This is a genomic window from Marinobacter sp. CA1, from assembly GCF_020546665.1.
GTDB classification, from domain to species: Bacteria; Pseudomonadota; Gammaproteobacteria; order Pseudomonadales; family Oleiphilaceae; genus Marinobacter; species Marinobacter xestospongiae.
On record NZ_CP071785.1, the window covers coordinates 3,749,593 to 3,763,644 of the forward strand.

Here is a 14,052-nt window from a genome sequence, read left to right on the forward strand (position 1 = left end):
CTCGTTGACCCTTCGGGCATGTGGCCCACCGGGTCCTGAAATTGGAAAGGAATTTACCGGGGAATCAGGATCAGCCGCTGGTCGTCGCCCACCTGGCGTTGGTCCTTGACTGTCCACTGGATCTTGTCCGCCATCCGCTCAAGGGGAAGATTGGCGGTGGGTCGGCCGGTGCTGCCCAGGAAGACCGGCGCCTGGTACAGCCAGAGCTCATCCAGCAGCCGTTCATGGACAAAGGTTCCCGCCAGGGTGGGCCCGGCCTCCACCAGCAGGTCATTGATGCCCAGCTCGCCCAGAGCGTCCAGGGCTTCCCCCAGGTCAATGCCGTTGTCCTTCCAGCGTACCCCCGCCACACTGACGCCCAGTGCGGAAAGGTCCTGCGCGGGTGCGGTCACCAGCGCTTCCGACGAACAGAACAGCCGCACATTGCCACCGTGCAGGATCTTGGCATCGCAGGGCGTACGGGCATCCCGGTCGGCGATGACCCGCAGCGGCTGCCGGGACGGCTCGGTGGCATCACCGATGTCACCGAGCTCACTGCGACGCACGGTCAGAGACGGATCGTCGGCAAGCACCGTGCCGACACCGGTCAGGATGGCGTCGCTGATCGCCCGCAGACGCTGGACGTCCTGGCGCGCCGCCGCGCCGGTGATCCACTGGCTTTCGCCCGAGGCCATGGCGGTCCGACCATCCAGGCTGGCCGCCATCTTGACCCGCACATAAGGCCGGCCACAGTGCATCCGTTTCATGAACCCGGGGTTGAGCTGCCGGGCCTGTTCAGCCAGCACCCCTTCCGTCACCCGGATACCGGCGTCCCGCAGCATTGCCAGGCCACGCCCAGACACAGCGGGGTTGGGGTCCATGGTGGCAACCACCACTTTAGCAACGCCGGCGTCAATCAGCGCCCGCGCGCACGGCGGAGTGCGCCCGAAATGACTGCAGGGTTCCAGCGTGACATAGGCGGTTGCGCCCCTGGCCGCCGGCCCTGCCTTGCTGAGCGCATGTATTTCGGCGTGAGCCTCACCGGCTCGCTCGTGCCAGCCTTCTCCCAGGATGTCATCACCTCGGGCAATGACACAGCCAACCCGGGGATTGGGATGGGTGGAGTAGCGACCACGCCACGCCAACTGGATGGCCCGGGCCATGAGCCGCACCTGTCGGGTGTCCGTCATGACTGTCCCTTGTCGGTATCCGCCAACGCCTTGGCGACATCCACCGGGTCGGGACCGTCACCACCGTTCACCGACAGCCGTTCGATCTCTTCCTTGAATTCATTGATGTCCTGGAAACTTCGATACACCGATGCGAACCGAACGTAGGCGACCTTATCGAGCTGTCTCAGCTCCGTCATCACCTCTTCGCCCAATTGCATCGACTTGATTTCCCGCTCACCGGTGGCCCGCAACCGGAACCTGATCCGGTTGAGCGCCGCCTCGATTTCCTCGATGCTCACCGGCCGCTTTTCCAGCGCTTTCATGATGCCGGAGCGAAGCTTGTCTTCATCGAAAGGTTGGCGGGTGCCGTCCTGCTTCACCACCCGAGGCATCACCAGTTCGGCGGACTCGAAGGTGGTAAAGCGTTCACGGCAGGACAGGCACTCCCGTCTACGGCGCACCTGGTCACCCTCGGCGACCAGCCGCGAGTCGATCACCTTGGTGTCGGCTTCACCACAGAACGGACAATGCATGATTGACGAGTCTCCAGATTGCCCGGGGCAGGCATCAGGCCTGCCACCGGATTACGGACTTAACCGGCGTAGACCGGGAAACGGGCGCACACAGCTTCCACCTGGCCGCGAACCCGGTCGATAACAGCCTCATCGTCCAGATTATCAAGAATATCGCACATCCAACCGGCCAGTTCACGGCACTCGGACTCACCGAAACCACGGGTAGTCACGGCAGGAGTACCAATCCGCAGACCCGAGGTGACAAACGGCGAACGCGGGTCGTTGGGGACGGCGTTTTTGTTCACGGTGATGTGGGCGCGGCCCAGGGCGGCGTCGGCATCTTTACCGGTGATGTCCTGTTTGATCAGGCTGACCAGGAACAGATGGTTGGTGGTGCCACCGGAGACCACGTCAAAACCGCGCTCAACGAACACTTCCGCCATGGCCGCCGCGTTCTTGACCACCTGCTGCTGATAGGCCTTGAACTCATCACTCATGGCTTCCTTGAAGCACACCGCCTTGGCGGCGATCACGTGCATCAGCGGGCCACCCTGGCCGCCTGGGAATACCGCGGAATTCAGCTTCTTCTGGATGTCCTCGTCGTCGCACGCCAGGATCAGGCCGCCACGGGGACCACGCAGGGTCTTGTGGGTGGTGGTGGTCACAACATGGGCGTGAGGCATCGGGTCCGGGTACACGCCTGCAGCCACCAGGCCAGCAACGTGGGCCATGTCAACAAACAGGTAGGCGCCCACTTTGTCGGCAATCTCGCGGAAGCGGGCAAAGTCCAGCGGCTGGGAGTAGGCGGAGAAACCGGCGATGATCATCTTCGGTTTGTGCTCAACCGCCAGCGCTTCGACTTCGTCGTAATCGATCAGGCCGGTTTCCGGGTTCAGACCGTACTGGACAGCGTTGTAGATCTTGCCGGAGAAGTTGACGCTGGCGCCGTGGGTCAGGTGACCGCCGTGTGCCAGGCTCATGCCCAGCACGGTATCACCCGGCTTGACCAGGGCCATGAACACCGCAGAGTTGGCCTGGGACCCGGAGTGAGGCTGCACGTTGGCGTAAGCGGCCCCGAACAGCGCCTTGGCACGGTCAATCGCCAGCTGCTCGACCACGTCAACGTGCTCACAGCCACCATAGTAACGCTTGCCCGGATAACCTTCGGCGTACTTGTTGGTCAGGTCGCTGCCCTGGGCTTCCATCACCCGCGGGCTGGTGTAGTTCTCGGATGCGATCAGCTCGATGTGAGCTTCCTGACGCTTGCTCTCCGCCTGCATGGCGTTCCAGATTTCGTCGTCAAAACCGGCGATCTTCATTTCACGATTAAACATGGATGCGCTGCCTCTGTGTGCTGCGTCTGCCCTGCAGACAAATGAACGTAAAGCGGGCCGGGAACCGGCAATGGCCTCACGGCACCGGCTCCCCCGGGGAAAAAGGTCGGACATTCTACCGCATCAACGCCCAAAAAATCACCTTTTCAGGCCCTGGGACACTGCCGGGGCACGCAAGTTTCCACAATTGCCTTCGCAGGACCGTTTCGCTACCTTACAAGCCTGATCACAGCCACGCCTCGGCCCCGCATCTGTCTGCCTGGGGCCATCCGTATCGAGGCTTTCAACCAGAGGACACCGCCAGTTATGGCACAGTACGTATACTCCATGAATCGCGTGGGCAAGGTGGTTCCACCCAAGCGCGAAATCCTCAAGGACATCTCCCTGAGTTTTTTTCCGGGCGCCAAGATCGGCGTTCTTGGTCTCAACGGCGCGGGTAAGTCCACCCTGCTGAGGATCATGGCCGGCGTCGACCAGGATTACATCGGTGAAGCCCGCCCTCAGCCGGGCATCAATGTCGGCTATCTGCCCCAGGAACCGCAGCTGGACGACAGCAAGACCGTCAAGGAAGTGGTTGATGAGGCAGTCTCCGGCATCCACGATGCCCTCGCCGAGCTGGACCAGGTGTATGCCGCCTATGCCGAGCCCGATGCCGATTTCGACGCCCTGGCCAAACGCCAGGGTGAGCTTGAGGCCTATATCCAGGCCAGCGAAGGGCACGACATTGAGCGCAAACTGGAAGTTGCCGCCGACGCCCTGCGTCTGCCCGCCTGGGACGCCAATGTCGGTAACCTGTCCGGCGGTGAGCGACGCCGGGTCGCGCTCTGCCGCCTGCTGCTCTCCAGCCCCGACATGCTGCTGCTGGACGAGCCCACCAACCACCTGGACGCCGAGTCCGTGGCCTGGCTGGAGCGCTTCCTGCACGATTACACCGGCACCGTGGTGGCGATTACTCACGACCGCTATTTCCTCGACAACGTCGCCGGCTGGATTCTTGAGCTGGACCGCGGCCAGGGCATTCCCTTCGAAGGCAACTACAGTCAGTGGCTGGAAAACAAAGAGAAGCGCCTGGAGATGGAGTCCAAGCAGGAAGCCGCTCACCAGAAAGCCGTCAAGCATGAGCTGGAGTGGGTACGCAGCAACGCCAAGGGCCGCCAGTCCAAGAGTAAGGCCCGTCTGGCCCGCTTCGAGGAGATGAGTTCTCAGGAATTCCAGAAACGCAACGAAACCAACGAGCTGTACATCCCGCCCGGACCGCGCCTGGGTGACAAGGTGATCGAGGTGGAAGGCATCAGCAAGTCCTTCGATGGTCGCCTGCTCTACGAAGACGTGTCGTTCCGGGTACCGCCCGGGGCCATTGTCGGCATCATTGGTGGCAACGGTGCCGGTAAGTCCACACTGTTCCGGATGATTGCCGGCAAGGATCAGCCCGATCACGGCAGCATCACCGTGGGCGAGACCGTTGAACTGTCTTACGTTGACCAGATGCGTGATCTGGACGGCGACAAGACGGTCTGGGAAGAGCTGAGTGACGGCCAGGACATCATCAAGGTCGGCAACTATGAAACGCCGTCCCGTGCCTACGTTGGCCGCTTCAACTTCAAGGGTACCGACCAGCAGAAGCGGGTCGGTGATCTCTCTGGTGGTGAGCGCAACCGTCTGCACCTGGCCAAACTGCTCAAGGAGGGAGGCAACGTCCTGCTGCTGGACGAACCGACCAACGATCTGGATGTGGAAACCCTGCGAGCACTGGAAGAGGCGCTGCTGAACTTCCCGGGCGCTGCTCTGGTGATCTCGCACGACCGCTGGTTCCTGGACCGGGTCGCCACCCATATCCTGGCGTTTGAGGACGACGGCGAGGTGGTCTATTTCGAGGGCAACTTCAGCGAGTACGATGAAGACCACAAGAAGCGCAAAGGCGACTCTGCCATGGTCCCCACCCGCATGAAGTACAAGAAGCTGGCCTAACGGTCGCTCAACCAATCCGGGGCCACTCAGGCCCCGGAGTCATTGCCAACCCCCATCCCTTCTTCCGCAAACAACAGGGCCCGCTATGGCCAAGACCAAGACCGCCTATGTCTGTACCGAATGCGGTGCCGACTATTCCAAATGGATGGGCCAGTGCACCGCCTGCCAAGCCTGGAACACCATCAGCGAAGTCCGTGGCGTTGGCAATACCGGCAAAGCCAACCGGGGCGCCCGTTTTGACGGTTTCGCCGGCAGCCTGAGTGAAGTCCAGACCCTGGATGCCGTCAGTCTCACCGAGCAAAGTCGCATCAGCTCCGGCATGCAGGAGCTGGACCGGGTTCTCGGCGGCGGCCTGGTGGAAGGCTCCGCGATCCTGATGGGTGGGCATCCTGGTGCTGGCAAGAGCACGCTGCTGCTGCAGACCGTCTGCCACCTGGCATCCCAGGTACCGGCGCTGTACGTCACTGGCGAGGAGTCGCTGCAGCAGGTTGCGATGCGTGCCAGGCGTCTTGGTCTGGCGACTCAGGACCTGAAGATCCTGTCGGAGACCAGTGTCGAGCGCATCGTTCAGATCGTCGAAACCGAACATCCCCGCATTCTGGTGGTGGACAGTATTCAGGTGATGCATGTCGGCGAAATCGAGTCAGCACCCGGCAGTGTTTCTCAGGTACGGGAGAGTGCGGCTTTCCTGACCAGGATGGCCAAACAGACCGGTACCATCCTGTTCCTGGTCGGCCACGTCACCAAGGACGGCAGCCTGGCCGGCCCCAAGGTGCTGGAACACATGATCGACTGTTCGATTCTGCTGGAAGGTTCCAGTGACAGCCGGTATCGCACCTTGAGGGGAATCAAGAACCGGTTTGGCGCGGTTAATGAGTTGGGCGTGTTTGCCATGCTTGAGCAGGGCCTGAAGGAAGTGAAAAACCCCAGTGCCATCTTCCTCAACCGGGGCGAGGAGGCCGCTCCCGGCAGTGTGGTGATGGTGGTGTGGGAAGGTACCCGGCCCATGCTGGTGGAAATACAGGCACTGGTGGACCTGGCCCAGGGCGGTTATCCACGGCGGGTCGCAGTGGGGCTGGACCAGAACCGGCTGGCCATGCTGCTGGCGGTGCTGCATCGCCATGGCGGCCTGCATGTGGCGGATCAGGACGTGTTTGTCAACGTGGTCGGCGGCGTGAAGGTCAACGAAACCAGTGCGGACCTGGCCTTACTGGCAGCCATTGTGTCGTCATTCCGCGATCGTGCGCTGCCCCAGGATCTGGTGATCTTTGGCGAGGTTGGGCTGTCTGGCGAAATCCGGCCGGTGCCCAGTGGCCAGGAGCGAGTCTACGAGGCTTCAAAGCACGGCTTCACCCGGGCGCTGGTACCCAAAGCCAATATGCCTCGCAAGCCCATTGATGGTATGAAAGTGATACCGGTCACCAAGCTCAGCGATGCCCTGACGGCTCTGGATGAGCTCTAGCAAGGTTCTGGCAGCTCACTCAATCAGGTGGGCAAACTCCCGTTCCAGCAGCTCGGGATCTCCCAGGTTAAGCTCAACCAGACGTTTAAGGTGGCTGGCGCTCTCCAGATCGATGTACTGACACTGGAACCCCAGCCGCTCGGGTTCGATGTGGCGAAGTTCGACCGCCATCACAATAGCGGTATTCTCGCCGTTCAGCTGGACGACCAGTTCACTGGGCTGGTTGAGGGGCACATCCCAGTCATCCGGGCGGGCAACAAGCACCCCTTTCAGCGAAATATCCAGCACCTTGGTTGCCCAGACCCTGTCCTGACAGAACAGCTCGCAAGGCGCGTCAAATTCGATTCGGTGGAATCGACGCTTTTCAGTGGTTTGGTCGGTCAAGCAGGCACCTCATTGTTCAGCGATAGGGACGTGGCCGGACGCCCCGGAAAACACTCGGGGCCTCCTTAAATATAGTCCGCTACCGCTGAACAACAAGCGGTCAGCCCTGGTGGTACTGCCCGCTGAGCTCCACGACCGCTTCAATGAACGCGCCGGCGTGGGCAGGGTCGACATCTGGTGTGATACCGTGACCAAGGTTGAAGATATGGCCGCTGCCCTGACCAAATCGAGAGAGGATATCCGCCACTTCCGCCCGGATACGGGCCGGCGGCGCGTACAGCATCGCCGGGTCCATATTGCCCTGCAATGCCACGCGATCTCCGACCCGGGCACGGGCCTGGGCAATGTCGGTCGTCCAGTCCAGCCCCAGCGCATCGGCTCCGGTGTCAGCCATACTTTCCAGCCACTGTCCGCCATTCTTGGTAAACAGAATCACCGGGATACGACGACCGTCCTGCTCACGAATCAGACCATCGATGATCTGTTTCATATAGGCCAGTGAGAACTCCTGGTAGGCCCAGCTGCTCAACGCGCCACCCCAGGTATCGAAAATCTGCACGGCCTGAGCGCCGGCCCGAATCTGTTGATTGAGGTAGTCGGTGACGGCGCTTGCCAACTTACTCAACAGCGCGTGCATCACCTCCGGTTCGGAGTACATCAGCTTCTTCGCTTCCCGGAAGTCCTTGGAAGAGCCACCTTCCACCATGTAGGTTGCCAGCGTCCAGGGGCTGCCGGAGAAGCCGATCAGAGGCACCCGACCGTTCAGGGCCCCGCGGATGGTGGACACGGCGTTCATCACGTAATCCAGGTCAACGGCGGAATTCAGATCAGGCAAGGCGGCGACGTCGGCGGCACTGCGAACGGTATGACGGAACTTTGGGCCTTCGCCAGTCTCGAAATACAGCCCCAATCCCATGGCGTCGGGAATGGTAAGAATGTCGGAGAACAGGATCGCAGCATCCAGTGGAAAGCGCTCCAATGGCTGCAGGGTAACCTCACAGGCCAGCTCCGTGTTCTTGCACAGGCTCAGGAAATCACCAGCCTTGGCTCGCGTCGCCCGATACTCCGGCAGATAACGCCCGGCCTGCCGCATCATCCACACCGGGGTTCGATCCACTGGCTGCCGCATCAGCGCACGTAGGAAACGGTCATTCTTTAACTCTGTCATAGTTTCATCCCGGTGGTTGGTCCCATGGTCAATGGCCTGCAATGATAGCGTTTCTGGCCCGCAAGTAGGAGGGGGCCATGCACCTGTGCTTTACGGTAAAGGCCGGCTATTTGATTCAAAGCGTTGATGCTCTACCCGGCGCCGACTCGACAATACTGGCCAGTCTTCGGTCGCCCGCTTTTCTGCAGATGATTTTCTGCAGGCAATAAAAAAACCCCAACATCGAAGATGCTGGGGTTTTCGGTATTAAGAGCCTGACGATGACCTACTCTCGCATGGGCAAGTGCCACACTACCATCGGCGCAGGTCTGTTTCACTTCTGAGTTCGGGATGGGATCAGGTGGTTCCAGACCGCTATGGTCGTCAGACAAAAAGGTTGATCACTGGGAAGGATGAGAAAGCGAGATATTGATTTCAGGTTATCCGCAATTGTCTTGGGTGTTATATAGTCAAGCCGCACGAGCAATTAGTACTGGTTAGCTCAACGCCTCGCAGCGCTTACACATCCAGCCTATCAACGTCCTGGTCTTGAACGGCTCTTTAGGAGGCTCGAGGCCTCGGGGAGATCTCATCTTGGAAGGGGCTTCCCGCTTAGATGCTTTCAGCGGTTATCCTGTCCGAACATAGCTACCGGGCAATGCTTCTGGCGAAACAACCCGAACACCAGAGGTTCGTCCACTCCGGTCCTCTCGTACTAGGAGCAGCTTTCCTCAAATCTCCAACGTCCACGGCAGATAGGGACCGAACTGTCTCACGACGTTCTAAACCCAGCTCGCGTACCACTTTAAATGGCGAACAGCCATACCCTTGGGACCGGCTTCAGCCCCAGGATGTGATGAGCCGACATCGAGGTGCCAAACACCGCCGTCGATGTGAACTCTTGGGCGGTATCAGCCTGTTATCCCCGGAGTACCTTTTATCCGTTGAGCGATGGCCCTTCCATACAGAACCACCGGATCACTATGACCTGCTTTCGCACCTGCTCGACGTGTCTGTCTCGCAGTTAAGCGGGCTTGTGCCATTACACTAACCGCATGATGTCCGACCATGCTTAGCCCACCTTTGTGCTCCTCCGTTACGCTTTGGGAGGAGACCGCCCCAGTCAAACTACCCACCACACAGTGTCCTCATCCCCGATAAGGGGACCAAGTTAGAACCTCAAACATGCCAGGCTGGTATTTCAAGGTTGGCTCCACCAGAACTGGCGTCCTGGTTTCAAAGCCTCCCAGCTATCCTACACAAGCATGCTCAAAGTTCACTGTGAAGCTATAGTAAAGGTTCACGGGGTCTTTCCGTCTAGCCGCGGATACACCGCATCTTCACGGCGATTTCAATTTCACTGAGTCTCGGGTAGAGACAGCGCCCCCATCGTTACGCCATTCGTGCAGGTCGGAACTTACCCGACAAGGAATTTCGCTACCTTAGGACCGTTATAGTTACGGCCGCCGTTTACCGGGGCTTCGATCAAGAGCTTCGCACGAGTGCTAACCCCATCAATTAACCTTCCGGCACCGGGCAGGCGTCACACCCTATACGTCCACTTTCGTGTTTGCAGAGTGCTGTGTTTTTAATAAACAGTCGCAGGGGCCTGGTATCTTCGACTGGCTTCTGCTCCACCCGCAGGGGTTTCACATACAACCAGCGTGCCTTCTCCCGAAGTTACGGCACCATTTTGCCTAGTTCCTTTACCCGAGTTCTCTCAAGCGCCTTGGTATTCTCTACCTGACCACCTGTGTCGGTTTGGGGTACGGTCTCGAATCACCTGAAGCTTAGAAGATTTTCCTGGAAGCATGGCATCAATGACTTCATTCCCTAGGGAACTCGTCGTCGCATCTCGGAATTGAGGACCCGGATTTGCCTAAGTCCTCTTCCTACTTGCTTAAACCGGGACAACCGTCGCCCGGCTCACCTAGCCTTCTCCGTCTCTCCATCGCAGTGATCCAAGGTACGGGAATATTAACCCGTTTCCCATCGACTACACCTTTCGGTCTCGCCTTAGGGGCCGACTCACCCTGCGCCGATTAGCGTTGCGCAGGAACCCTTGGTCTTCCGGCGTGGGGGTTTTTCACCCCCATTGTCGTTACTCATGTCAGCATTCGCACTTCTGATACCTCCAGCATGCTTCTCAACACACCTTCGCAGGCTTACAGAACGCTCCCCTACCCCGCATACAAAGTATGCAGCCGCAGCTTCGGTGACCAGTTTGAGCCCCGTTACATCTTCCGCGCAGGCCGACTCGACTAGTGAGCTATTACGCTTTCTTTAAAGGGTGGCTGCTTCTAAGCCAACCTCCTAGCTGTCTGAGCCTTCCCACATCGTTTCCCACTTAACTGGTACTTGGGGACCTTAGCTGGCGGTCTGGGTTGTTTCCCTCTTCACGACGGACGTTAGCACCCGCCGTGTGTCTCCCGGATAGTACTCACTGGTATTCGGAGTTTGCATGGGGTTGGTAAGTCGGGATGACCCCCTAGCCCAAACAGTGCTCTACCCCCAGTGGTATTCGTCCGAGGCGCTACCTAAATAGCTTTCGGGGAGAACCAGCTATCTCCGGGCTTGATTAGCCTTTCACTCCGATCCACAAGTCATCCCCTGGCTTTTCAACGACAGTGGGTTCGGTCCTCCAGTGCCTGTTACGGCACCTTCAACCTGCTCATGGATAGATCGCCCGGTTTCGGGTCTAATCCCAGCAACTATACGCCCTATTAAGACTCGGTTTCCCTACGGCTCCCCTAGACGGTTAACCTTGCTACTGAAATTAAGTCGCTGACCCATTATACAAAAGGTACGCCGTCACAGAACAAGTCTGCTCCGACTGCTTGTACGCATACGGTTTCAGGGTCTATTTCACTCCCCTCACAGGGGTTCTTTTCGCCTTTCCCTCACGGTACTGGTTCACTATCGGTCAGTCAGGAGTATTTAGCCTTGGAGGATGGTCCCCCCATGTTCAGACAGGATATCACGTGTCCCGTCCTACTCGATTTCACTGAACTCAGGTTTCGGATACGGGGCTATCACCCACTATGGCGGCTCTTTCCAGGGCCTTCTCCTACCAGTCGTCCAGCTTAAGGGCTGGTCCCCGTTCGCTCGCCGCTACTTAGGGAATCTCGGTTGATTTCTTTTCCTCGGGGTACTTAGATGTTTCAGTTCCCCCGGTTCGCCTCTTACACCTATGGATTCAGTGTAAGATACCGACCCGAAAGTCGGTGGGTTTCCCCATTCAGAGATGTCCGGATCACAGCTCGTTTGCCAGCTCCCCGAACCTTATCGCAGGCTTCCACGTCTTTCATCGCCTCTGACTGCCAAGGCATCCACCGTATGCGCTTAGTTGCTTGACTATATAACCCCAAGACAACTGTGTTCGTGCTATCGATCTGTTGGCGGACCAGCAGAGGACAGAACGAGACAGTTTCCTTGAAGCGATAGAACAACCACTTCAACGACAACACCGGATAACGCTTGAAATCGCTATCACTTTGAGCGTATTGATCCTGGAGATAAATTGGATCAATACGTCTCGATATTGCTTTCTCATCCGAATTGTTAAAGAGCAATTCTGACCCAGTGATCAGAAAGAAGGATTTCATCAAAGTGAAACACTTGTTTCTGCACACTGACACAAGTCAGTAGGTTATGGTGGAGCTAGGCAGGATCGAACTGCCGACCTCCTGCGTGCAAGGCAGGCGCTCTCCCAGCTGAGCTATAGCCCCATATCGAACCACACACCAAGCGGACTTCGATAATGCTGACGCCGCACTCGGAAAATCGTTCAGATCTAGGCGCTTTAAAGCGTAGCGTGCGAGTAGCACGTGAGCTTTGAAGCAACGACGAGCTGAGCGATTTTGGTGGGTCTGGGTGGACTTGAACCACCGACCTCACCCTTATCAGGGGTGCGCTCTAACCACCTGAGCTACAGACCCAATTATCACTAAATCTTGTGCCACCTGAGCTGCGTTGCAGTCTTCGTTCGCTCGGTCACGTACTTCAGTACGCTCCCTCACTCTCTCAGCCTGCGCCTTGTCAGCTGTCACAACCTTTAGCGCTAATTCTCTGCTTCCCACTTACTTTTCAGCAAGCGATCACAGGGAACGGGTCTGAAAGACCCTATTGCTCTCTTCGCAAGTTAACCAAGTAATTCGTGTGGACTCTGACCGAGGCTTCGGTTTCGTTTAAGGAGGTGATCCAGCCGCAGGTTCCCCTACGGCTACCTTGTTACGACTTCACCCCAGTCATGAACCACACCGTGGTGATCGTCCTCCCGAAGGTTAGACTAACCACTTCTGGTGCAATCCACTCCCATGGTGTGACGGGCGGTGTGTACAAGGCCCGGGAACGTATTCACCGCGACATTCTGATTCGCGATTACTAGCGATTCCGACTTCACGGAGTCGAGTTGCAGACTCCGATCCGGACTACGATGCGTTTTGTGAGATTAGCTCCCCCTCGCGGGTTTGCAGCCCTCTGTACGCACCATTGTAGCACGTGTGTAGCCCTGGCCGTAAGGGCCATGATGACCTGACGTCATCCCCACCTTCCTCCGGTTTGTCACCGGCAGTCTCCCTAGAGTTCTCAGCCGAACTGCTAGCAACTAGGGATAGGGGTTGCGCTCGTTACGGGACTTAACCCAACATCTCACGACACGAGCTGACGACGGCCATGCAGCACCTGTCACTGCGTTCCCGAAGGCACCAATCTATCTCTAGAAAGTTCGCAGGATGTCAAGGCCAGGTAAGGTTCTTCGCGTTGCGTCGAATTAAACCACATGCTCCACCGCTTGTGCGGGCCCCCGTCAATTCATTTGAGTTTTAACCTTGCGGCCGTACTCCCCAGGCGGTCTACTTAGTGCGTTAGCTGCGCCACTAAGACTTCAAGAGTCCCAACGGCTAGTAGACATCGTTTACGGCGTGGACTACCAGGGTATCTAATCCTGTTTGCTCCCCACGCTTTCGCACCTCAGTGTCAGTGTTGGTCCAGGTAGCCGCCTTCGCCACTGGTGTTCCTTCCTATATCTACGCATTTCACCGCTACACAGGAAATTCCACTACCCTCTACCACACTCTAGCTTGCCAGTTCGAAATGCCGTTCCCAGGTTAAGCCCGGGGCTTTCACATCTCGCTTAACAAACCACCTACGCGCGCTTTACGCCCAGTAATTCCGATTAACGCTTGCACCCTCCGTATTACCGCGGCTGCTGGCACGGAGTTAGCCGGTGCTTCTTCTGTAGGTAACGTCAAGCCTCATGGGTATTAGCCATAAGGTTTTCCTCCCTACTGAAAGTGCTTTACAACCCGAAAGCCTTCTTCACACACGCGGCATGGCTGGATCAGGGTTGCCCCCATTGTCCAATATTCCCCACTGCTGCCTCCCGTAGGAGTTCGGGCCGTGTCTCAGTCCCGATGTGGCTGATCATCCTCTCAGACCAGCTACGGATCGTCGCCTTGGTAGGCTCTTACCCCACCAACTAGCTAATCCGACTTAGGCTCATCTAATAGCGCAAGGTCCGAAGATCCCCTGCTTTCTCCCGTAGGACGTATGCGGTATTAATCCGGGTTTCCCCGGGCTATCCCCCACTACTAGGCAGATTCCTAAGCATTACTCACCCGTCCGCCGCTCGTCAGCGGGTAGCAAGCTACCCCTGTTACCGCTCGACTTGCATGTGTTAAGCCTGCCGCCAGCGTTCAATCTGAGCCATGATCAAACTCTTCAGTTTAAATCAAGCAGATGCCGAAGCATCTAATTTTTGCTCAAGACAAAACTCAAATTCATCACCCTCAAAGAGGGTTCTGACAGGTCACTGTCTCGATATTTCGTATCCGAAATACCTCAGCCAGCGCCCACACGAATTACTTAGTTAACTTTTTAAAGAGCGTTGGGCCGTTGCCCGATCAAGGCCGCGTATTCTACAGTGAACCGCGAGCTTGTCAACCGTTTATTTTCAGTGGCTTTCGAAGCTTTTCGAAACCGCCGAAACCTCCCGGCTACCTCATCAAGGTGGCGCGCATTTTACAGCGTTGAACCACCTTGTCAACCGCTTATTTGAAGATCTCTCAAAACCGAAAACTTCAAAAAAACC

At 57.8% G+C, this 14,052-nt stretch carries 7 protein-coding genes, 2 tRNA genes and 3 rRNA genes; 2 read left to right on the plus strand and 10 right to left on the minus strand.

The window, feature by feature from the left end; all coding sequences use genetic code 11:
• Positions 1 to 53: 53 nt before the first annotated feature.
• From ribD to glyA, 3 genes are read right to left on the minus strand one after another with little or no spacing between them, the layout of a single operon-like run.
• A complete protein-coding gene (gene ribD, locus J2887_RS17190; protein ID WP_227172319.1) occupies positions 54 to 1,169 on the minus strand; it encodes a bifunctional diaminohydroxyphosphoribosylaminopyrimidine deaminase/5-amino-6-(5-phosphoribosylamino)uracil reductase RibD in 1,116 nt (371 codons plus the stop codon).
• Positions 1,166 to 1,684, minus strand: coding sequence for a transcriptional regulator NrdR (gene nrdR, locus J2887_RS17195; protein WP_227172320.1), 519 nt, complete (start codon positions 1,682 to 1,684; stop codon positions 1,166 to 1,168). The genes ribD and nrdR overlap by 4 nt, the downstream gene beginning before the upstream one ends.
• 59 nt (positions 1,685 to 1,743) lie before the next feature.
• Positions 1,744 to 3,000 (minus strand): serine hydroxymethyltransferase, encoded by a 1,257-nt coding sequence (gene glyA / locus J2887_RS17200; RefSeq protein ID WP_227172322.1) that lies wholly within the window; start codon positions 2,998 to 3,000, stop codon positions 1,744 to 1,746.
• Between the two features lie 306 nt (positions 3,001 to 3,306).
• On the opposite strand from glyA, the gene ettA reads away from it, so the two are divergent.
• Entirely contained in the window at positions 3,307 to 4,968 is a 1,662-nt protein-coding gene (gene ettA, locus J2887_RS17205; protein ID WP_227172324.1) for an energy-dependent translational throttle protein EttA, read from the plus strand.
• An 85-nt stretch (positions 4,969 to 5,053) separates the two neighbouring features.
• Complete coding sequence (gene radA, locus J2887_RS17210) at positions 5,054 to 6,430, plus strand: DNA repair protein RadA (protein WP_227172326.1); 1,377 nt, start codon at positions 5,054 to 5,056, stop codon at positions 6,428 to 6,430.
• A 15-nt stretch (positions 6,431 to 6,445) separates the two neighbouring features.
• Here radA and J2887_RS17215 read toward each other — a convergent pair whose 3' ends face one another.
• The 7 genes from J2887_RS17215 to J2887_RS17245 all read right to left on the minus strand — a co-directional run bounded on the left by J2887_RS17215 (position 6,446) and on the right by J2887_RS17245 (position 13,689).
• A complete protein-coding gene (locus J2887_RS17215) occupies positions 6,446 to 6,814 on the minus strand; it encodes a PilZ domain-containing protein (protein WP_227172331.1) in 369 nt (122 codons plus the stop codon).
• A 100-nt stretch (positions 6,815 to 6,914) separates the two neighbouring features.
• Positions 6,915 to 7,982 (minus strand): uroporphyrinogen decarboxylase, encoded by a 1,068-nt coding sequence (gene hemE / locus J2887_RS17220; protein WP_227172334.1) that lies wholly within the window; start codon positions 7,980 to 7,982, stop codon positions 6,915 to 6,917.
• A 252-nt stretch (positions 7,983 to 8,234) separates the two neighbouring features.
• A 5S ribosomal RNA gene (gene rrf, locus J2887_RS17225) occupies positions 8,235 to 8,350 on the minus strand.
• A 77-nt stretch (positions 8,351 to 8,427) separates the two neighbouring features.
• Positions 8,428 to 11,317: ribosomal RNA gene (locus J2887_RS17230) — 23S ribosomal RNA — on the minus strand.
• A gap of 296 nt (positions 11,318 to 11,613) precedes the next feature.
• Positions 11,614 to 11,689, minus strand: a tRNA-Ala gene (locus J2887_RS17235).
• Between the two features lie 133 nt (positions 11,690 to 11,822).
• Positions 11,823 to 11,899 (minus strand) — tRNA-Ile (locus tag J2887_RS17240).
• A 250-nt stretch (positions 11,900 to 12,149) separates the two neighbouring features.
• Positions 12,150 to 13,689, minus strand: a 16S ribosomal RNA gene (locus J2887_RS17245).
• Together the 16S, 23S and 5S rRNA genes with 2 tRNA genes alongside form the textbook arrangement of a ribosomal RNA operon.
• Positions 13,690 to 14,052 lie beyond the last annotated feature (363 nt).

What these genes read in the sequence shown, in the direction of transcription:
- ribD (WP_227172319.1), bottom strand. Translation starts at nt 1,169, where the DNA reads ATGACGGACACCCGACAGGTGCGGCTCATGGCCCGGGCCATCCAGTTG.
- nrdR (WP_227172320.1), bottom strand. Translation starts at nt 1,684, where the DNA reads ATGCATTGTCCGTTCTGTGGTGAAGCCGACACCAAGGTGATCGACTCG.
- glyA (WP_227172322.1), bottom strand. Translation starts at nt 3,000, where the DNA reads ATGTTTAATCGTGAAATGAAGATCGCCGGTTTTGACGACGAAATCTGG.
- ettA (WP_227172324.1), top strand. Translation starts at nt 3,307, where the DNA reads ATGGCACAGTACGTATACTCCATGAATCGCGTGGGCAAGGTGGTTCCA.
- radA (WP_227172326.1), top strand. Translation starts at nt 5,054, where the DNA reads ATGGCCAAGACCAAGACCGCCTATGTCTGTACCGAATGCGGTGCCGAC.
- hemE (WP_227172334.1), bottom strand. Translation starts at nt 7,982, where the DNA reads ATGACAGAGTTAAAGAATGACCGTTTCCTACGTGCGCTGATGCGGCAG.